This is a genomic window from Mucilaginibacter lacusdianchii (genome assembly GCF_009770985.1).
In the GTDB taxonomy this organism is placed as follows: Bacteria; Bacteroidota; Bacteroidia; order Sphingobacteriales; family Sphingobacteriaceae; genus Mucilaginibacter; species Mucilaginibacter lacusdianchii.
This window is the reverse complement of the sequence record NZ_WSRW01000003.1, coordinates 747566-767310: the sequence shown is the minus strand read 5'-3', so window position 1 is coordinate 767310 and position 19745 is coordinate 747566. Positions and strand designations below refer to the sequence as shown.

The window sequence follows — 19745 nt, the reverse complement described above, 5'->3', positions numbered from 1 at the left end:
CTAAATATTGGTTCTTTGCAAATTTTTCGTCAATATTTTTATATCCTTATAACTAAGATATAGCGGTATCATACATATTACGCCGAAAGAGCAATCTATCAACTGCCAGAAAAACGGAATGTGCCTGATTGGACCGGCAATAAAAGCAAGCGGAATGATAAGCACACTGGCAATCATACCAAACTGTATTACCCATATGTTTTTAACCGGATCACGTAACGGTCCGACAAACAGAATGGCAAGCATTAAATGTGCAAACGCCAACCAGTCGGTACCATAACTCAAAAATGGGTATTGCAAGTTCGTACGATGAACGGCTACATACACCCTATTAACCCATTCAGTCAAAAAGCCTTTACTATTTGATAGATGTGGCAACCAATAACTTAACTCAGTTTCAATTGGAAAAGCAGTGATGCCGCTAAGCGCTAAACCAATTATGATTATCCAAATGTAAATGCGAATGCGATATAGTACCTGACGGTTATATTGAATGTTCATTTTTAATTTTATTGAAGAATGTTGTGAGATAAAAGATGACCTAAAGCCCGGTTTAAATCGGCGGCGTTGCTGGCACTCACATTAACTAAATAAAATTGCTGTTCAGTTCTCAATGCGTGCCAGCGCCATTCAACCTGATTTATGCTCCGCTCCCGGCCGTTGTCAAACCACCAAGCGGTATATAATTTGTCTTTGCCTTTTTTTAGAACGCCGGTGTAAAGCTGTATGCCATTAATTGTCTGCTTACCGACCTTAGCAAACTGATAACCGCTACCTGTCCAGCAAACGGTTGGATCATGTTCAGGAGCATAGTAGGCTGTTGGTTTTATATAAATAAGTGTTGTTTCACTTTGTAATTTTATGATGCCACCTGTTAAATTGGTTTGGCGGTAGCCAGGTAGCTTAATGTCTTTTTTAGATGGTTGGTAAATGGTATCCAAATTTATGCGCCTGTAACTGGATAGTAAAACAGCTACCAATATTAACACATGCAATATAGAATGCCTCAACCCAATATTTAGCGATGGCGCATGTATAGATTGATGTTGAATGCCTAATTTATCAACTATAAGCGGAGCAAGTTTCAACACAGGAATGATTACATAAAGCGCCAAGCATACCAACCCGATAAAATCATGCATTACGGTGCCAGGCATGAATTTGAATAGTACCAGCGTTAGGATACGAAAAAAGTTGCAAGCGATATTTAAGCCAAGGGCACCTACCAGCAAAGCCAATAGATATTTTAAAGGCAAACGTTTCTGTAGTTTTTGCTGGCTAGCGGCCACTATAAACAAGCAAATAAGCAGCGATGTAATTAGCATATTTAATCCGGCACAAGCTGGGTCGACTGAAAATTCATATTTTCCTATTGCAATTTGATTCCCGGCTGACGATGCTTGCAAACCTATAAAGCTTAGAACACCGGCTACATCCTCACTCAGCCACAGCCGCAAGGGTAGTTCTACCAAACGGGTGATATGTTTAAAAACCGGAGAGATCAGCAGCAATATCAGCACAAATACAAAGTCAAGTTTACCAATGCAATTCTCAAAAAGTAATACTATGGCAAATAGTATGGCTGCAAACAATGCTGTTCTTATAGGCAGTATTAGGGCTAATGCTACTGCAATGAGCGCCGGCGCAAAATAACGTAACGAGTATTGTCCTTTTTTAATATTACCTATAAAGGGTGCCATCAGCAGTCCCATACAAGCATTAGCATCCCAATTCATATATTGTGGAATAAGCCAAAGCCCTATGCTTAAATAGGCTATTGCTATAAGCCCTATAGGCCACAAGTTTTGATACTGCTTGTAGCGTTTAACAGTAACCACATTATAGCTTATCATACTTTACTGTAGGCTTGAAAATGGTATAAGTTATCACCGCCAATGTCAAAATAATCAGCAGCCATTCTTTGGGCTCAGGCACCGCACCGGATGAATTCAAGGAAGCATTTTTTAAGCTGTTTTTATTTTCATCGATACCAAAACGCTCGTAATCTTTTTGCGTTTCCAACACAATCATGCTCGATACTGGTGAAACGATATATCCTTTTTCAGCTTCTGCTATCAGATCAGGGCGGATATAAGCTTTATTAAAATAATTAGCACCTGCCTTTTTCATGATATCATTGTACGCAAATAAACGCAGCAGATGGTCGGGTGCACTTTTAACCGGTACGTTTGCCGCTGTCTGAATAACTAAACCAGCGTGCTCAATCACTACAGTCGAATCATTTTCCTGCACACCAGCAAACTGGTGCTTTTGCAACATTTTAGATAAATCTGTTATACTTCCTTCCTGATAATTGAACACACGCAACTCTTTTAATGCTTTTATATAGGGTGTAGTTTGGCTGCTTAGATTGAATATTCTTATCTGTTTGGGTTGCGTTAAATAGATTGTTAAGGTTTTAGCAAATTCGGATCCTTCCAAATCCTGTAAGCCTGGCGAAATACCGTTGCTTTTGGTTATAACTAAAGAACTATCGGGATGATTAATTTCAAACACCGGGAACAAACTGAAATTTTGTTTGTGGGTGAGTTCAAACACTTCGTCAGAATTTGTATCAGTAAGCTTTACTAACTTACCAGCATATGCGTATACAGACTTGTCTTTTAATTGGTGTACTACCTGATTAAATTCGCTTTGCGTCCAGGCACTGTTAATATCAAGGTACACACGTTGCGGATTGAAAGTAGTTACATTAGGCTTATAGTCTTTAACCTGATAGGTGGTATCACCAAATAAAAATCCGGCAGTGGCTAATTGTGGGGCTTTACAAGAAATTTCCCAGTAAGGCACGTATGAATGATTGGCTTGGTATACGCCAATGCTTACCTGCTTCATTTCCGCGGGTAGCTGCAAGGCAGATGGTTTATCACCGGAAAAAGTTACCTGTACTGTTTCCAGTGCCTGCGTTGCTTCGGGCCCTTCAAAGTATATATTTTCATAAATCAATTGGTCGCCTTGTATATGCAGCGGACTGGTTACACCTATACGAAACTTTCGGTTTTCATCTGGTGTGCATGGAAATATCCGAACGCTTACTAAATTACCTTCCTGCCAGTGCACCACAGATGGATCATGCTGTTCTACACCAACGATGGTTTTATAAGCAGAATCGGCCTTGGCTTTGGTAGTTAACCTTGATTTTTCTTCCTGACCGTTTATCCATAAAGACAATGAACTTACTACCGATCCTTCAGGTAAATGAAAAGTGTAGATGGCTTCTTGCCTACTCCAACTGCTGTTCATGGTGTTGTGTACCGTTAAAGTTTTTTCTGTATAAGCCATTCGGTATTCGGGATAAAGCTTTACGTTGCTAACCACCGTAGCAGTTTTTAAATGATCGCCATCCCAAAGTCGTTCTTGCGCATGATGCCGTGCATCATACATGGATTTAAGTATATTGATCCTGTCGCGTTCATCGAGGTTTGGCTTGCCAAAAAGCAGGGTAGCCATCACTATTAACGGATCATGACGGCGAGGCTCATCAAAATTGCGGCTGGGCATGTCACCAAACAATATATTTCCGGATAAATCAGCAGCCTGGTAAACCAGGCCAGCTTTCATCATATCTTCGGCTAAACCTGCATGCTCAATACCCTGACTAACGGCTATCCAATCGGGCAACTTACCTTGGTTCAAGGTTGTTTGGTTAAGCAACAAATCAATTTTCTTGCTGTTGCTATTCCACTTAAACAAATAAACCGAGAGCACAATTAATGGAAGTATTATTCCGGCAACAAAAGCATAATATAATTTTTTGTTGTTGCGACCCGCCTTTATTAAAATCGTAAAGGTAAATATGGCCATAAACAAGGGTATATAACTGTGCATAGAAATACCAATGGCAATGAGGCCGATAACGCTGATAATATAAAGCGGAAATAGGTAAAAGGAATAATAGATAAAGAGCAAGAAAGCGGCACCCAGCAAAAAGAAGATAATCGGCCTAATCCAATTCGGTAATATTTGATAATATACTGCCAAAACAAATATTACCGCTGATGTAACGATCCATACACATAACCAGCTGACTGAATTTTCAAACACATTCATATCCCTGTTAAGTGCATAAGCACTTATTAACCATAATGTAAGTAAGAAGGCTGTATGCTGTAGTTTACCATGAGATAACTTCCATTTGTGATGGGAAAAGGTTTCTATTAATACAGCGAGCAAGTACCCGACAGACAAAATATAATTTATAAAAAATATTCCTGTTGCAGCTTGCCTTCCGGCATATAAGGATACAGCAAATACGCCACCCGAGATGATAGACAAGACAAGCCCTGCTCCCGTAAGCTTGTCTTGAAAAATGTTGTTAAGTAAAGTTTTCATATTTTTAAAAGTACTTTGTATTTCAAAGTTTAAAAGCAAAAAAATTTACAGCTTTTGCTGTTTGATTAAATTTTCGAGTGCTTCTAAGTGCTTTTTGAACGCAGAAACCCCTTTGGCCGATGCCAAATATCGCGTATTAGGTTTGCGGCCTAAAAAGGTTTTGCTTATGGTAATGTATTCTTCTTTTTCCAGTGCTTTTAAATGTGACGCCAGGTTACCGTCGGTCACTTCTAGTAAGTCTTTAAGCGAGTTAAAATCATAACTTTCGTTAGCTACCAGCACACTCATAATTTGCAGGCGTATGCGGTTTTCAAAAGCCTTATCAAAATTATTAAGCGTTATTTTCACGATCGTATTTAAAATGCATCACCGCGCCGTAAATAATATGCAGCACACCAAAACCTAAAGCCCAAAAAACTAAACCGTAGCCTGGCATCGCAGCGGCCATCAAACCTAACACAATTTCGCACACGCCCAACCATTTTACATCACTAAAAGTATGCTGACTTGCTGCGGCTACCGCCAAACCATAAAAAATTAGGCAAATAGAAGCTATAACGCCATAATGTCCTTGCTGTAGTAAAATCAAGCCAAAAGCCCCCCCGGTAAGCAACGGCAAGCCACCACTTACCAGCATAGCTCTGCTGCTGGGGTTCCACACGGTTTGGCCACGGCGACGTGCCTTGCGTATAGTTAAAATTAAACCAGTGGTTATAGATAATATAAGTACTCCTACCGCAATGGCCAATATTTCGACTGACAGATATTTATTGTACGTCCGGTAACTTGTATACTCGCTATAGTCGGTATTTAAATAAAGCAATTTATAGCCTAACCCCGCCCCTACCAATGCATATATGCCAGCCATAACGCCCGATAATCCGCTGAGCGATATAAACCTGGTAGAACGTTCCATCATATTTTTTATGGAACTGATATCGGCATAAATGTCGTGCTCTTTCATAAAAGTACTTTGTTATTCAAAGTAACGCAATTTAAATCACGCCGCCAAAAAATTTTTTATTTTACTTAATTTATAACTGCATAAATGGCATAAGCCAGTAAACCAGCAATTAGTGTATTTAAAAAATTCACCATATCATTTTTAAGTATATTACGGCGCTCTAAAGCTGCGCCCAGTAATGAATCGGCTAAGTTGCCTAAGGTTCCGCAAAGCGTAAGCCATCCAAACCACCCCCATCCATAACTTAAACTGTAGATAGATGCTATAAACGCACTACCGGCATTACCAATCAAGGTACCTTCTAAACTTACTACGCCATCTAATCCGCGCGTGTCTTTGCGTAGCGTTAGTACATTATAAAAGTTGCGCCCGTATACCGTTCCCAGTTCAGATGACAACGTATCGGCAGTTGCCGATGTGAAACTAGCTGCAATAAGTAATTGTAAACCAGGTTTGATGCTAGGAATTAATATTATTAATAATCCTGCTAGCGCTGCCACACCAGCATTTGCAAGTACCTGGCTGGCTTTGCGGCGACCACTGTTGTATTCTGCCACTTTTAGCTGCTGTTTAACTTTCAAATTCCATGACGTTGCGACGGTACCGAGCACAAAAAATACCGCCATTATTAAAATCCCGCTATTGCCAGCACCGGCATAAACCAACCAGCCGCATAACGCGCCGGTAACCGCAGCAGGAACAGTCAACTTTTTAAGCCAAACGCTCAGTACAGCACCAATTATCAATGTAAACGTAATCAGGTAATCGTTAACCGACATATAAAATATTTGCTTTGCAAAGATACTCGTAAACGTAAAAATACGAGGGTGATACATTTCGGATTATTAGCTTTGCAGCATGAAAGATATTTTGGGCGAAGCCGTGGACGATTTTCAATTTAATAACCAACCGGGTAAACTTTGGATTCATAATACCTATGGCCCAAAAGAGGAGATGCCTGTTGAAGCATATTTTAGAGAAGAAGACGACATGCCCGACCATGAATGGCTGGCACTAAATGAGTGCCGTGGCCGTGTGTTGGACGTGGGCGCAGGTGCTGGCAGTCATGCGCTGCTTTTGCAAGAACGCGGATTTGATGTTACGGCTTTGGATATTTCACATAAATCTGTTGAAGTGATGAAAACGCGCGGTGTAAAGAATGCTGTTCAGGCAGATATATTTGGCTTTACAGGTGAGCCGTTTGATACAATTCTTTTACTGATGAACGGCATTGGCTTAGCTGGAACCATTGACGGTTTAATTAACCTGTTACGTCATCTTAAAACCTTATTGGCTCCAGGCGGGCAGTTATTATTTGATTCGTCGGATGTAGCTTATCTGTACGAAGGAAAAGTTTCTGAAGGTGAATTGTCCTATTACGGAGAAATTAGCTATCAGTATGAATATAAAGGTCTGAAAACTGAATGGTTTAAGTGGCTGTACATTGACGAGCAAAAATTAGCAGCGATTGCCCAAAATGAAGGCTGGGCAATGGAGGTACTGTTGGAGGATGAGCATGGACAATACCTGACACGTTTAACTTTTGCCTAACAAGATTAGTCTGAACATTTATTGTAAAAAAGCTATGGCAATTGCAGCTAAATAGTGCCTTTGCCTGATTTTTAATTAACTTTCCGTACACAATTCTATAACTAATTTCTTTTGTGTATGAAAAGAACCTTACTGTGCGCCCTGCTACTGGCCACCAACGTTTGGGTTAAGGCGCAAGATGCCGTAGGCTATCAAATGCCGCCCAAAACCATGGCCGATTTGCTCTTGGCGAAACCTACCCCAACCGTAAATATTGACGCTAAAGGCGACTGGATGCTGCTGAGCGAACGCAATACACTGCCGTCTGTAGAAGAACTGGCCCGGCCGGAAATGCGAATTGCCGGTATGCGGATTAATCCCAACAATTTTGGGCCCAGCCGTCAGGTGCTAACGTTTAGCGGCTTTACTTTAAAAAATATTAAAACCGGAAAATCTTATCCAGTTACCGGCTTACCGGCATCCGTTAATGCCACTGGTATCAGCTGGAGCCCCGATCAAACTAAGATAGCTTTTACCCAAACAAATGCTAAAAGCGTTGATTTGTATGTTATCAATGTGCTCACTCAAAAAGCTGTTAAAACCAACAAACTACCCCTAAATAACGTAATGAGTGGTGGTATTACGTGGGTTGATAATAGCACCTTGTTATATAAAGTAATTGCTAAACCGGCAAATCTAGCTCCGGTTAAACCATTAACACCTACCGGCCCGGTAGTTCAGCAAAACTTAGGCAAATCGGCACCCAGCGTTACTTATCAGGATATGATTAAAACGCCGTATGACGAAAAGCTGTATGAATTTTATGCTACTGCCCAATTAGTGATGAACAAAAACGGTGTAGAAACGCCTATAGGCAAACCGGCTATTTATGCATCTGCGCAATTATCTCCCGATAAAAAATACATGCTGGTGCGTACGCTGCATAAACCGTTTTCTTACCTAGTGCCTGCTCAGAGCTTTCCGTCAACCGTAACCATCACCGACTTAACCGGTAAAACTGTTAAAACGCTGGCTAGCCTGCCTTCGGGCGAAGTAAAACCGTCTGGCTATGATAACTTGCAAAACGTACCCCGCGGCTTTGACTGGCGCGATGACGAAGCAGCTACCGTTACTTACGCCGTGCCGCTAGACAGTGGATTGATTCGTAAAAAAGTAGAGTTCCATGATGCGGTTTACGCCCTAAGCGCACCATTTACCGGACAGCCTAAAGAATTGTTTAAAACAGAAACCCGTTTTCGTAATGTACAATGGGGCAATGCTGATTTAGCTTTGGTAAGCGAAGGCCTGCGTTCTAAACAAACAACTAAGGTAAGCCGCTATTCTCCATCTACCGGGAAACTAGAAAAACTTTGGGAGCGAAATCAAACCGATGTGTATGGTAATTTAGGCGAACCTGTTACTGAACGCAACCAGTATGGCCGCAACGTAATTTTAACAGTAGATAACGGTAGTAAGCTATTGATGAACAACGTTATAGGTTCGTCTCCACAAGGCGACTTGCCTTTTTTGGCGAAGTTTGATTTAAACACTAAAAAGAGCGACATCATATGGCGCTGCCAACCGGGACAGTATGAATATGTCACCGATGTTTTAAATCCGTCCAGACTTGTTTTGGTAACCCGCCGCGAAACGCAAACACAGGTACCAAATTATTACCTGAAGAATTTAATAGCCAGAATGGCCGACATACAGCTGACTGACTTCAAAAATCCCTATCCTCAAATGGAAGGCGTTACCAAAACTAAAATACAATACAAACGCTCGGATGGTGTAGATATGACCGGCGATCTGTATCTGCCCAAAGGTTACAATAAAGACAAAGACGGCCCGCTACCGGTATTAATTTGGGCTTATCCTGCTGAGTTTAACTCTGCTGATGATGCGGCGCAAATTCGCGGTTCTAAAGATCGATTTATTACCATTAATCCCGGTGGACCAGTATTTTTTGTGACCCAAGGTTATGCTGTGTTAGATAATGCATCGATGCCGATTGTAGCCAGAGATGGCAAAAAACCTAACGATACGTTTGTAGAGCAATTAGAAATGAACGCCAAAGCCGCCATTGATAAGCTGGCTGACTTAGGTGTAGGTGACCGTAACCGTGTAGCTGTTGGCGGACACAGCTATGGCGCTTTTATGACTGTAAACTTATTGGCACATACCAACCTGTTTAAAGCTGGTTTGGCTGAAAGCGGTGCTTATAACCGTACACTCACCCCTTTCGGTTTTCAGAACGAAGAGCGCACTTACTGGGAAGCCCCAAAGCTTTATTATGAAATGAGCCCGTTTAGCTATGCTGACAAAATTAAAACGCCATTATTGTTAACGCACGGTGATGCTGATGATAACACAGGCACCTACCCTATCAATAGCGAGCGCTTATTTGCAGCAGTAAAAGGTTTAGGTGGCACCATTCGTTTTGTGTACTTGCCATATGAAGCACATGGTTATCGGGGCAAAGAAAACCTGTTGCACAAACTTTGGGAACAAAACCAATGGCTTGAAAAATATGTGAAAAACGCCAAGCCACAACAAACGGCCCAAGCTAACTAGAAAATCCAGACCCTTATAAAGGCGTCTAATAAAAAATGATGTCATCTCGAACGATAGTGAGAGATCTTTTAAAAGTAAACGGTTAATCCTATCGCTTTCAAAAGATTTCTCCTTCGTCGAAATGACATTTGATTTTAAGATTACTTAACTTAAAAGCCGTTCATTCGTTAAGAGGTTTAAAGAGTTTACTTCTGTGCGCCTTTAACTTTCATCTGAAAAGTATAAATGGCTTTTGATGCAGTGATGAACAAAACGTCTTTATTCTTCCCTCCGAAGCAGACGTTGCCCGTCCATGGCTCAGGAATTGCTACAAGGCCTATCTGCTGTCCTTTAAAGTTGTAAATATAAACACCCTTTCCACCTGTCAGGTATACATTGCCTTGGCTATCCAGCGTCATGCCATCCGATCCATTACCGGTAAAAAACTGCTGATTACTCAACATACCATCTTTACCAATATCATATTTATAAGTTTTACCCGCGCCGATGTCGGCTATTAATAAATGTTTACCATCGGGTGTACCAATAATGCCATTTGGCTTTTTTACATCTTGGGCTACCACTACAGCTCTACTTTTTCCTGCTGGCAAAAAATAAACCTTTTCTCCGCTTATATCGGGTTTGGCACCTTTCCAATAATCGCGCTCGTAAAGCGGATCGGTAAAGTAAATGCCGCCTTTTGCATCAATCCACAAATCATTGGGTCCGTTAAAACGGTGACCTTCAAAATTTTTCACGAGCACTTGAATTTTTTTATCTGGACTAATAGACCACAACTCTCCCTTGTCATCAGCACAAGTAATTAAATTTCCTTTCTGGTCAAAAAACATTCCGTTTGATCGGCCCATGTGCTTGCCAAATGAAGACAGCTTGCCGTTAGTATCATACTTCCATATTGCGTCGTTTGGCTGATCGGTAAAATACACATTGCCGTTTTTATCTGGTGCCGGCCCTTCGGTAAAATCAAATTGCTTGCTGACGAGTTGTGGTTGTGTACCCGAAGCAAATAACGCAGCAGGGCCGTAAGTGGTGTCGGCAACGCTTAGCAGTTGTGTTCTATTGCTTTTAGCAACTACCAATTCGCGTTCTGAAAATGAAATAGCACCGAGCGGAATTAACAATGCGGCAACAAGGAATTTGTTTATAGGTAACATGTTTTTAGTTTTGCGCAAAAGTGAACATAATTTGCTTGAAACAAGCAATAGCTTAATTCGCTTTTGTAGTGTAATGTATTCAAAAGATCAAGCTTCACAAATTAGACAGGCTTTTTGGACAGCCTTTGGCCAGTACATTGCCCCTCAGCTATCGGCCGATGGTTTAAAGATTAATTGGGTTAATTATAAAACCGGAATCAAGCATGTTAGTTTTCGTATGCAGGCTGCAAATCGCTCGGCATCAATAGCCATCGAAATTTCGCATCCCGACTTGGGTATACAGGAGTTATTCTACGAACAGTTTAAAGAACTTAAAGCCGTGCTGCATGACACCTTGCAGGAAGAGTGGGAATGGGAGCTGCATGGCACGGACGAATATGGCAAAACAATTAGCCGCATTTATAAAGATCTGCCTCAAGCTAGCATTTTTAACCGGGATGACTGGCCAAAACTAGTTTCTTTTTTTAAGCCCCGCATTATTGCACTTGACGAATTCTGGAGCACGGCTAAATACAGCTTTGATGCGCTTAAGTAACACCACACCGTCATAAGCATATACATTGCAACAAGTTACTCGGCCAACTGTTATATGAATATGTTAAAGTTGCCCGGCTTAATACTTATGTTAATGTTTACGATATTTCCAACTCGACAAGAAAAACGTATGTTGCTGATTTTTGCCGACTCTGTCGATAACGCGCAGCTAATAAGGCAGCAGCAAATATTGAATGCTGACGTGACAGGTTTAAAGGAACGGGATATTGACGTACATATCTATTACGCGGATAAAAACGCCGACAGGTTTCGCATACACAAGATTAAAACAAAGTTTACTGTAGTATTGATAGGAAAAGATGGCGGCGAAAAATTAAGAAGCACTCAGCCTTTTACTGTTAAAAAGCTGTACGCAACCATTGATGCAATGCCTATGCGGCAACAAGAAATGAAACATCAACCCAAAACTGAATAACTTTTATGGATTTGCAATTGAAAAACAAAAAAGCGCTGATTACCGGTTCTACAGCGGGCATTGGATATGCTATTGCTAAAAATTTGGCAATGGAAGGCGCAAACGTATTTGTAAACGGCCGCACACCAGAACGGGTAAATGAGGCAATTACCAAACTAAAGGCTGAAACCGGCAACGATAACGTTTTTGGCTATGCAGCTGATTTTGCCAACGCCGAACAAGTTCAACACTTAATTAACCAAATACCTGAACTGGATATTTTAATAAATAATGTTGGCATATTTGAACCAAAAGCCTTTGCTGAGATCAGCGATGCAGACTGGTTTAAGTTTTACGAAGTAAACGTAATGAGCGGCGTACGCTTGGCGCGTGCTTATTTCGATAAGATGTTAAAGCAAAATTGGGGACGCATTATTTTTATTTCGAGCGAGTCGGCTTTACAAATACCGGAAGAGATGATTCATTACGGTATGACCAAAACTGCTCAGGTGGCGGTAGCTCGTGGGTTGGCAGAATTAACAAAGGGTACTGCTGTTACCGTAAATACAGTTTTACCTGGTCCCACCTTTTCGGAAGGTGTTGGCACTTTTGTAGAAAGCCTGGCCACCGAACGCAATATGAGCACTGAAGCTATGGAAAAAGAATTTTTTCAGCACATGCGCCCAACCTCTGTATTGCAACGATTTATTACACCTGATGAAATTGCAAATATGGTTACTTACCTGTCCAGTCCTTTGGCGGCTGCAACCAATGGCTCGGCTATACGAGTTGACGGTGGCTTGGTTAAAAGTGCCTTTTAGTAAAAATCGTTAAAATATCTATCTTTGCTGCTTCGTAATTAGAAAAAGATATGCCCGAATTATCAGTTGTTATAACTGTACTGAACGAAAAAGATAACATTCAGCCTTTAATCGCAGAGATCAGGAAGGCACTATCACTCATTGATTACGAAGTAGTATTTGTAGACGACGGCTCGGACGATGGTACGCAACAGGAAATCATCCGCAATGCCGACGATCGCATTAAGCTGGTTGAACTCCGCAAAAATTACGGCCAAAGTACAGCCATGACTGCTGGAATTGACCACACTACCGGTGAATATATAGCGCTGCTTGACGGCGACCTGCAAAACGACCCAAATGATATTCCGTCTATGCTTCAAAAATTGAAGGATGAAGACTGGGATGTAGTTGCAGGTAACCGTAAAAATCGTCAGGATGGTGTATTTTTACGCAAAATACCAAGCAAAATTGCCAATGCACTTATCCGCCGCATGACAGGCGTATACATTAAAGATTATGGCTGTACCCTCAAAATTTTTCGCCGGGAGATTGCCGAGAACTTAGGTTTGTATGGCGAACTTCACCGCTTTATTCCGGTATTGGCAAAGTTGCAAGGTGCCCGCATTACACAAGTAGATGTGACCCACCATGCACGTAAATTCGGTAAATCAAAATATGGCATCAATCGTACTTTCAAGGTAATCAGTGATTTGATTTTGATGGTGTTTTTCAGAAAGTATATTCAAAAGCCAATGCACTTATTTGGTAGTGTAGGCTTTGTGGCTTTCTTTTTGGGTATACTAATTAACTTTTACTTACTTATACTTAAAGTGTTAGGTCATGATATTGGCGGTAAACCATTGTTAATCTTGGGATTAATCTTTTTATTAGGCGGTATACAGCTTATTACTTTAGGCATATTAGCTGAGGTTAACGTGCGTACTTATTTTGAGTCGCAAAACAAAAAAACGTATCAGGTAAGAAAATTATATGCAGGCAAGTTGGTGGTTAAACCCGAAAACATTAATAGTTGATTAGTGTTTAGATAGCTTCATGGGCAATTACTTACCTAAACTGTTTGTGGCGGCTGATCGTCGGTTGCTCATTGTAATTGTACTGTGCGCCATCACCTTCTTTTTAAATCTAGGCAAGGCACCCATTTACATTCTTGATGAAGCTAAGAATGCCCAATGTGCACGCGAAATGCTGCAAAAGCATAATTGGGTGGTTCCTACTTTTAATCAAACATTACGGACCGATAAACCGCCGTTGCATTACTTCTTTATGTCGGCGGCTTACACAATATTTGGTGTAAATCCATTTGCGGCCCGCTTTTTTTCGGCAATATGTGGTTTGTTAATCGTTGTGCTCACCTACCGTTTTGCGGCTAAACATATCAATAAGCAAGTTGGTTTCATAAGCGCACTCATACTGCTGGGTTCATGGCAAACCGGCTTGGAAATGCGCATGGCCGTACCCGACCCCTATCTTATCTTATTAATGATGCTGGCGCTTTACAAGGCGTATGACTTTTATAATTCATCGTACACCAAAACCAGCCGCATTATTATCTTTTACATTTGCCTAGGACTGGGGATGCTCAGTAAAGGGCCCGTAGCCATACTGCTGCCCTTATTAATTATCCTAATATTTTTAGCGGCACAAAAGCAGCTTAACATTAAGACGTTTGCTCAATTTAAATTTGGTTATGGGTTATTAATAATAGCCGCAATAAGCTTACCCTGGTATTTTCTTGTGCATCAACAAACACATGGCGAGTGGACTCGCGAATTCTTTTTTACCCAGAACCTACGTCGGTTTGTACACCCCAAAGAAGGGCACGGAGGTTTTTTCTTTGTTCCTTTACTGTTCGTTTTAATTGGAATGCTGCCAACGTCGGTTTTTATCGTTCAGGCATGCCGGCAGATTTATCACAAAGCAAAAACGAATACATTCATACGCTTTTTGTCAATCAGCGTGTTGGTCATTGCCGTATTCTTCGTGGTGTCCAGAACTAAGCTACCGAACTATCCAATGCCCTGTTATCCGTTTTTGAGTATTCTGCTAGGTTATTACCTACAACAAATCATCAATGCTAATCAGGCTATCAAATGGCAAACAATAGTTATTTTAGTAATTGGCCTGGCAGTACCTGTAGCGTTATTTATACTTACAAAAACGGACCCAACATTGAAAACGCTCCCCACGCTTTGGATTCCTTTTTTGCTTTTGCCTTTGGGCATCGTTGTGGCATTATATTACCAGCTTACTGCAAAGAGGTATAAAACACGCGCAAGCATATTTTTGGTACTTGCATCGTTTATAGTAACCGGCTGGATATTGCATGCCTATGCCTATCCTAAAGTATACAACCAAAATCCTGTAAATAGAATTTTGCAATTACAGCAAAGGCCCCAACAATTGGTATCATACCGAATGTACAATGCGGCATTCAATTTTCAACTTAACCAGCCAGTGGTACGCATTGAATCTCCAGACAGCCTGATACAATACTTAAATGCACACCCCAAAGCACAAATAGTAACGCGCGAAAAATATCTTCACGAACTTGATAGCTTGCCGTTTAGCGTGAGAGGTGCTTATAAAGATATTTTTGAAGCACATACCAATTATGTGCTTCGTTACAAACCATAAGTAAAAAGGGCTTAACCAATTGGTTAAGCCCTTTTTACTATTACTACATTGGCGGGTTAGTTCTTGTGGTGTCCCTGCTGGCAGTGTCTGTTCTGGTAGTTGAATCAACTCTGGCCGGTGTGGTAGACGATGAATCGGTCACGGCCGTGCTGTCGCTGTTACCAGCCGCTTTTTCTGATGTGCTGCAGCCAGTAGCAATTGTTGCTATGATTGCCGTTGCAAATGCAACGCTTAAAATGGTCTTTTTCATGGTATCTGATTTTAATTGTTTTGGGTATAACATTCAACTCATTGATTTTGTTCGCATTGCTATTTTACAAAATGTAACTATGTTGTATCACCCGTAAATTTATAAGATTTTAATTATACCTTATGGCTTTGCGCTTCGTTAAATAGGTGAAGTTTAGATTGACAGGCATTTTATACGCTATAAACTTATATTAGCATCCTGGCCTTAAACTTTACGGACTTGAGAACAATAATGAACGACAAAGCTTTTTTAGATAAAGGCTTCTATATATCAACAAACAACCAACTGCTTGACCTGGATACGATATACAATTTTCTAATCAATGAATCGTATTGGTCTAACGGATTGCCTTATGAAACATTTTGTAAGGCGATAAACAACTCGTTATGTTTCGGCATTTATAAGAATAACACACAATGTGGCTTTGCACGAGTGGTGACAGACAAAGCTACGTTTGCCTACATTTGTGACGTTTTTGTACTGGTGCCTTATCGTGGCGCAGGATTATCTAAATGGTTAATACAAACTATTCGAGAATATCCGGAGTTAAATGGATTAAGGCGTTGGTCGTTAGCCACAGCAGATGCACATGGTTTATACCAGCAGTTTGGATTTACAACACTTAGCAAACCCGAGAGATGGATGGAAATTTTCACCCCTTACGCCAAAACAACAGAAACTACTTGAACAGAAGCAATATTAAAAAGCTTATTTTAGAGGGTGAAGGTGTTTCGCTTGATTTTAAAAATCGCATTACCAGCTGCGAAAAAATAGCTAAAACCATGGTATCCTTTGCCAATAACAAAGGTGGCCGGTTATTAATTGGTGTGGCCGACGATGGCACTATAAAAGGCGTTAAATCGGAAGATGAAGAACGCTACATGGTTACCCGTGCGGCGCATTTTTTTGCACGCCCGGCATTAGAACCCGCTTTTGAAGAAATATATATAGATGATAAGCTGGTGCTGGTAGCCGAGATAGAAGAAAGCGATACAAAGCCGCACTATGCTTTAGGCGACGACGGCAAATGGTGGGTGTATATACGCGTACAGGATAAAAGCGTGCTGGCCAGTAAAATTGTGGTTGATGTTCTGAAACGTTCTGACAAAAATGAAGGCGTGCTCATTGAATATTCATCAAAGGAAAAAGCACTTTTGGAATACTTGGATCAGCACGAACGTATTACCGTGAAACAGTATTGCGATCTGTTAAACATGAGCCGACGACGCGCGCAACGCATACTGGTAAACCTCGTATTATCGGGCGTAATAAGAGTACACACCACCGAGAAAGAGGAGTTTTATACTGCTAGCTAGTTAATTCGTCACAAATAAGTTACCTTTGCTCCCTTTTTACAAAAGGGATTACTATGCACCAGCTATATCAAAAGTTTAAACCATATTACCGGGCCAACTTAACACTGGCCATACCGGTTGTTATTTCTCAGCTGGGACACACCTTGGTTCAGTTATCCGACAGTATTATTGTAGGCCACTTTGCCGGTACGGTTTCACTGGCAGCGGTGTCATTGGTAAATAGCATTTTTGTAGTGGCTATGCTGTTTGGATTGGGTATTAGCTATGGCATAACGCCTTTGATAGCTCAATATAACGGACAACACAATTATCAGGAATGCGGTAAGCTGCTTTCTAATAGTTTAATCATCAATATACTGAACAGCGTTTTGCTCTTTGTGGTAATCTACTTTGGCCTCACCTTACTTTTAGGGCATTTGGATCAATCGCCAGCTGTAGTTGCAGAAGCTAAGCCTTTTATGCTACTACTGTCCCTTTCCATCATTCCTATGTTGCTGTTTAACACTTTTAAGCAATTTACCGAGGGATTAGGTTTCACCAAACAGGCCATGATGATTTCGATATGGGGTAATGTGCTTAATGTATGTTTGGGAGTTATTTTTGTAAAAGGCTTATTTGGTATTGCACCAATGGGTATTCGGGGCGTTGGGTATGCCACACTTATAGATCGCATGTTGATGGCCATGGTGATGGGTTTCTATGTGTTCCGCTCTAAAAATTTTAAACAATACCTGCACGGCTTTTCTTTATTCGCCATAGACGTAAAACGTTGCGTGCAAATACTGCGAATTGGTACGCCGGTGGCGCTGCAATACATTTTTGAAGTGGGTGCTTTTAGCGCTGCCGCGGTATTAATCGGCACATTCGGACCAGTTCCGCAGGCTGCCCACCAGGTAGCTATTAATATGGCGTCGCTTACGTATATGATGGCCAGCGGTATCTCGGCAGCAGCGGCCATCAAATCAGGCAATTATTTTGGTGCAAAAAGCTATACTGATCTAAAACATTCGGCACTAGCCAGCTATCATATTGTTATCTTATTTATGATGTTTACAGCCTTGGTGTTTGTGGTGGGCAGCCCCTGGTTGCCATGGATTGTTACATCGGATAGGCAAGTAATAACAGTAGCATCACAACTGCTCATCATAGCTGCCGTGTTTCAATTATTTGACGGTACGCAAGTTATTGGCTTGGGTGTACTGCGTGGCATTGGCGATGTCAACGTACCTACCTTGATTACTTTTTTAGCTTATTGGGTGGTAGGTTTACCTATAGGTTATTTACTGGGCATACATTTGCAAATGGGCGCTAAGGGCGTTTGGTTTGGTTTAGTGGCAGGTTTGGCAGCAGCATCTGTACTACTTTACCTTCGTTTTAGAAAGATTACTGAGCGGCACCAAAAAGCTTTAACTGACTAGAAATATAAATCGTTAGCCACCCGGTATGTATTGCAATGCGCTTCCACAATATCACGAATATGTGGCGAGTAACCGCCTCCCATGCTCACCTGCACCGGTATCCTGGCTTGCTTACACTGCTCCAGCACAAACCTGTCGCGTGCTTTGCAAGCTTCTCTACTGAGAGACAGTTTGCCCAGTTTGTCTGATGCCAGGACATCAACGCCCGACAGATAAAATATAAAATCTGGCTTTTGCTGATTAATTAAGCGTGGAACGGTGTCTTCAACAATTTCTAGGAATTCGCTGTCTTGCATGGCATCAGGTAACGGTATGTCTAAGTCCGACTTTTCTTTACGATAAGGAAAATTATTGGCACCGTGCATTGAAAAAGTGAACACGCGGGGTTCGTTTTCGAATATTTGAGCTGTACCGTTTCCTTGATGCACGTCTAAATCGATAATTAATATAGACTGTGCCAAACCATGCTTTAATAAATAATTGGCGGCGATGGCTTGGTCGTTTAACATACAGAAACCTTCGCCCCAGTTACTTCCGGCATGATGCGTACCGCCAGCCACGTTAAATGCAACGCCATACTCCATCGCAAAATGACAACCGCCTATTGTGCCTTTTGCAATGCGAATTTCTCGCTCTACCAAACGGGCCGTCAATGGAAAGCCAATTCGCCTCTGTTCTTTGGGCGATAAAGTCAAATCACGAAGCTGTTTCCAATATATATCTTCGTGTGTAAGCAGTATGGTGGTTTCATCCAAAGGTTCAGGCGAGAAAAGATTCTCCTTAGTGATAATGCCTTCGTGCAACAGCTGAGCCGGAATCAGCTCATACTTTAGCATTGGAAAACGGTGACCTTCCGGCAATGGGTGGGCATATATGGGATCAAAAGCAATCTTTAACATAAAATATATAGTACCAATCAGTCTTCGAATATTTCGCCGATATGTTTTTTGATGTTGGTTGAAATTTGATCGAGCGGCAAATCATTGGGATCGGTACCAAATGGGTCTTCTATCTCTTCTGCAATCAATTCCATGCTGGCCAGCACATATAACACAAAAGCAATAACCGGTACCGTATAGTAATACAAATCAAACGACCATGTGAATGGCAATGACATTACAAAAAAGAAGATAAACTTTTTAATGAATACGCCATAATTGTACGGAATGGGCGTATTACGTATGCGCTCGCACGCACCGCAAATATCGGTAAATGATGTAAGCTCGGGATTGATGCTCAACAATTGCTCGGTAGTAATTTTACCTTCGCGGTTTAAATCAAATGCTCGTTTAATCATCAACGAGGCTATTTGATTGGGAACATGCTTTCCGGTAATAATTTTTAAAGACGTGGTATTATAAGCAATATCCTGTATGCCCCGGAGATGGTTCTTTAATGCTTCAGCGTATAACGGAATGGCTTCATTATAGAATGCTGCATCATCAGCACTGCAAGTATGCTTTATTTTAATGGCCAGATTACGACTGTTATTCACTAAGCTTCCCCATAACTTTCGCCCTTCCCACCAACGGTCATAAGCCGAATTAATTCGAAATGCCAGCAGTAATGACAATACAAAGCCTAATGTAGTATGTACTAAACTAATTTTATGTACTACGTTTTTATCAGAAATATGCAACTGGTCGATGAGAAGATAGTCGACCAAAGCAGCATAAATACCTACACCAATCATTAAAGGAAAAAGTGCACGCAAAGTGTCCGATTTATGAAACCGAAACAAAAAGGTAAACCATTCTTTTGGATTATAACTAATCATAC

Annotated in this window: 20 protein-coding genes; 10 read left to right on the top strand and 10 right to left on the bottom strand. The window is 41.2% G+C overall.

From position 1 onward, the window contains the following. The 6 genes from GPM24_RS16865 to GPM24_RS16840 form a co-directional block, all read right to left on the bottom strand. Positions 1 to 501 carry a hypothetical protein gene (locus GPM24_RS16865; protein ID WP_158828278.1) on the bottom strand — a complete coding sequence of 167 codons (501 nt, stop codon included), beginning with the start codon at positions 499 to 501 and terminating at the stop codon, positions 1 to 3. 8 nt (positions 502 to 509) lie between these two features. Beyond that, entirely contained in the window at positions 510 to 1853 is a 1344-nt protein-coding gene (gene xrtN, locus GPM24_RS16860) for an exosortase N (RefSeq protein WP_158828277.1), read from the bottom strand. Continuing rightward, complete coding sequence (locus GPM24_RS16855) at positions 1840 to 4353, bottom strand: XrtN-dependent VIT domain-containing protein (RefSeq protein ID WP_158828276.1); 2514 nt, start codon at positions 4351 to 4353, stop codon at positions 1840 to 1842. Before GPM24_RS16855 ends, xrtN begins: the two co-directional genes overlap by 14 nt. A 45-nt stretch (positions 4354 to 4398) precedes the next feature. Next, positions 4399 to 4701 (bottom strand): winged helix-turn-helix domain-containing protein, encoded by a 303-nt coding sequence (locus tag GPM24_RS16850; protein WP_158828275.1) that lies wholly within the window; start codon positions 4699 to 4701, stop codon positions 4399 to 4401. Further along, positions 4685 to 5317: a hypothetical protein gene (locus GPM24_RS16845; RefSeq protein ID WP_158828274.1), complete on the bottom strand. Its 633-nt coding sequence runs from the start codon at positions 5315 to 5317 to the stop codon at positions 4685 to 4687. The genes GPM24_RS16850 and GPM24_RS16845 overlap by 17 nt, the downstream gene beginning before the upstream one ends. Positions 5318 to 5382: 65 nt before the next feature. After that, complete coding sequence (locus GPM24_RS16840) at positions 5383 to 6096, bottom strand: DUF92 domain-containing protein (protein ID WP_158828273.1); 714 nt, start codon at positions 6094 to 6096, stop codon at positions 5383 to 5385. A 79-nt stretch (positions 6097 to 6175) separates the two neighbouring features. Between GPM24_RS16840 and GPM24_RS16835 the strand changes: the two genes are divergently transcribed. Together GPM24_RS16835 and GPM24_RS16830 are read left to right on the top strand one after the other, a co-directional pair. Further along, positions 6176 to 6868 (top strand): class I SAM-dependent methyltransferase, encoded by a 693-nt coding sequence (locus GPM24_RS16835; RefSeq protein WP_158828272.1) that lies wholly within the window; start codon positions 6176 to 6178, stop codon positions 6866 to 6868. Between the two features lie 117 nt (positions 6869 to 6985). Beyond that, positions 6986 to 9421: a S9 family peptidase gene (locus GPM24_RS16830; protein WP_158828271.1), complete on the top strand. Its 2436-nt coding sequence runs from the start codon at positions 6986 to 6988 to the stop codon at positions 9419 to 9421. Between the two features lie 185 nt (positions 9422 to 9606). Here GPM24_RS16830 and GPM24_RS16825 read toward each other — a convergent pair whose 3' ends face one another. Next, positions 9607 to 10575 (bottom strand): SMP-30/gluconolactonase/LRE family protein, encoded by a 969-nt coding sequence (locus GPM24_RS16825; RefSeq protein WP_158828270.1) that lies wholly within the window; start codon positions 10573 to 10575, stop codon positions 9607 to 9609. A 73-nt stretch (positions 10576 to 10648) separates the two neighbouring features. Between GPM24_RS16825 and GPM24_RS16820 the strand changes: the two genes are divergently transcribed. The 5 genes from GPM24_RS16820 (at position 10649) to GPM24_RS16800 (ending at position 14982) form a co-directional block, all read left to right on the top strand. Beyond that, entirely contained in the window at positions 10649 to 11110 is a 462-nt protein-coding gene (locus GPM24_RS16820) for a DUF4268 domain-containing protein (RefSeq protein WP_158828269.1), read from the top strand. Positions 11111 to 11203: 93 nt separating this feature from the next. Continuing rightward, positions 11204 to 11545, top strand: a complete 342-nt coding sequence (locus GPM24_RS16815) for a DUF4174 domain-containing protein (RefSeq protein WP_158828268.1) — start codon at positions 11204 to 11206, stop codon at positions 11543 to 11545. 5 nt (positions 11546 to 11550) lie between these two features. Beyond that, positions 11551 to 12345, top strand: coding sequence for an SDR family NAD(P)-dependent oxidoreductase (locus GPM24_RS16810; RefSeq protein WP_158828267.1), 795 nt, complete (start codon positions 11551 to 11553; stop codon positions 12343 to 12345). A gap of 50 nt (positions 12346 to 12395) precedes the next feature. Then, positions 12396 to 13361, top strand: coding sequence for a glycosyltransferase family 2 protein (locus tag GPM24_RS16805; protein ID WP_158828266.1), 966 nt, complete (start codon positions 12396 to 12398; stop codon positions 13359 to 13361). Positions 13362 to 13380: 19 nt separating this feature from the next. Then, positions 13381 to 14982: an ArnT family glycosyltransferase gene (locus GPM24_RS16800; protein WP_158828265.1), complete on the top strand. Its 1602-nt coding sequence runs from the start codon at positions 13381 to 13383 to the stop codon at positions 14980 to 14982. 43 nt (positions 14983 to 15025) lie between these two features. Here the strand turns inward: GPM24_RS16800 and GPM24_RS16795 are convergent, their stop codons facing one another. Next, positions 15026 to 15232 (bottom strand): hypothetical protein, encoded by a 207-nt coding sequence (locus GPM24_RS16795; protein ID WP_158828264.1) that lies wholly within the window; start codon positions 15230 to 15232, stop codon positions 15026 to 15028. Between the two features lie 231 nt (positions 15233 to 15463). On the opposite strand from GPM24_RS16795, the gene GPM24_RS16790 reads away from it, so the two are divergent. The 3 genes from GPM24_RS16790 to GPM24_RS16780 are packed head-to-tail and all read left to right on the top strand — an operon-like array spanning position 15464 to position 17966. After that, positions 15464 to 15919, top strand: a complete 456-nt coding sequence (locus tag GPM24_RS16790) for a GNAT family N-acetyltransferase (protein WP_158828263.1) — start codon at positions 15464 to 15466, stop codon at positions 15917 to 15919. Beyond that, positions 15916 to 16548, top strand: a complete 633-nt coding sequence (locus tag GPM24_RS16785; protein ID WP_233268885.1) for an AlbA family DNA-binding domain-containing protein — start codon at positions 15916 to 15918, stop codon at positions 16546 to 16548. Before GPM24_RS16790 ends, GPM24_RS16785 begins: the two co-directional genes overlap by 4 nt. A 53-nt stretch (positions 16549 to 16601) precedes the next feature. Further along, positions 16602 to 17966 carry an MATE family efflux transporter gene (locus GPM24_RS16780; RefSeq protein WP_158828261.1) on the top strand — a complete coding sequence of 455 codons (1365 nt, stop codon included), beginning with the start codon at positions 16602 to 16604 and terminating at the stop codon, positions 17964 to 17966. Here the strand turns inward: GPM24_RS16780 and GPM24_RS16775 are convergent. Continuing rightward, positions 17963 to 18865: a histone deacetylase family protein gene (locus GPM24_RS16775; protein ID WP_158828260.1), complete on the bottom strand. Its 903-nt coding sequence runs from the start codon at positions 18863 to 18865 to the stop codon at positions 17963 to 17965. The two genes, GPM24_RS16780 and GPM24_RS16775, sit on opposite strands and share 4 nt — an antisense overlap. A 17-nt stretch (positions 18866 to 18882) precedes the next feature. Beyond that, positions 18883 to 19743: a bestrophin family protein gene (locus GPM24_RS16770; RefSeq protein WP_158828259.1), complete on the bottom strand. Its 861-nt coding sequence runs from the start codon at positions 19741 to 19743 to the stop codon at positions 18883 to 18885. Positions 19744 to 19745: the final 2 nt, after the last annotated feature.

Bases quoted from the DNA above. Each gene is read 5' to 3' on its own strand.
- GPM24_RS16865 (WP_158828278.1), bottom strand. From the start codon at position 501: ATGAACATTCAATATAACCGTCAGGTACTATATCGCATTCGCATTTAC.
- xrtN (WP_158828277.1), bottom strand. From the start codon at position 1,853: ATGATAAGCTATAATGTGGTTACTGTTAAACGCTACAAGCAGTATCAA.
- GPM24_RS16855 (WP_158828276.1), bottom strand. From the start codon at position 4,353: ATGAAAACTTTACTTAACAACATTTTTCAAGACAAGCTTACGGGAGCA.
- GPM24_RS16845 (WP_158828274.1), bottom strand. From the start codon at position 5,317: ATGAAAGAGCACGACATTTATGCCGATATCAGTTCCATAAAAAATATG.
- GPM24_RS16840 (WP_158828273.1), bottom strand. From the start codon at position 6,096: ATGTCGGTTAACGATTACCTGATTACGTTTACATTGATAATTGGTGCT.
- GPM24_RS16835 (WP_158828272.1), top strand. From the start codon at position 6,176: ATGAAAGATATTTTGGGCGAAGCCGTGGACGATTTTCAATTTAATAAC.
- GPM24_RS16830 (WP_158828271.1), top strand. From the start codon at position 6,986: ATGAAAAGAACCTTACTGTGCGCCCTGCTACTGGCCACCAACGTTTGG.
- GPM24_RS16825 (WP_158828270.1), bottom strand. From the start codon at position 10,575: ATGTTACCTATAAACAAATTCCTTGTTGCCGCATTGTTAATTCCGCTC.
- GPM24_RS16820 (WP_158828269.1), top strand. From the start codon at position 10,649: ATGTATTCAAAAGATCAAGCTTCACAAATTAGACAGGCTTTTTGGACA.
- GPM24_RS16815 (WP_158828268.1), top strand. From the start codon at position 11,204: ATGTTTACGATATTTCCAACTCGACAAGAAAAACGTATGTTGCTGATT.
- GPM24_RS16810 (WP_158828267.1), top strand. From the start codon at position 11,551: ATGGATTTGCAATTGAAAAACAAAAAAGCGCTGATTACCGGTTCTACA.
- GPM24_RS16805 (WP_158828266.1), top strand. From the start codon at position 12,396: ATGCCCGAATTATCAGTTGTTATAACTGTACTGAACGAAAAAGATAAC.
- GPM24_RS16800 (WP_158828265.1), top strand. From the start codon at position 13,381: ATGGGCAATTACTTACCTAAACTGTTTGTGGCGGCTGATCGTCGGTTG.
- GPM24_RS16795 (WP_158828264.1), bottom strand. From the start codon at position 15,232: ATGAAAAAGACCATTTTAAGCGTTGCATTTGCAACGGCAATCATAGCA.
- GPM24_RS16790 (WP_158828263.1), top strand. From the start codon at position 15,464: ATGAACGACAAAGCTTTTTTAGATAAAGGCTTCTATATATCAACAAAC.
- GPM24_RS16780 (WP_158828261.1), top strand. From the start codon at position 16,602: ATGCACCAGCTATATCAAAAGTTTAAACCATATTACCGGGCCAACTTA.
- GPM24_RS16775 (WP_158828260.1), bottom strand. From the start codon at position 18,865: ATGTTAAAGATTGCTTTTGATCCCATATATGCCCACCCATTGCCGGAA.
- GPM24_RS16770 (WP_158828259.1), bottom strand. From the start codon at position 19,743: ATGATTAGTTATAATCCAAAAGAATGGTTTACCTTTTTGTTTCGGTTT.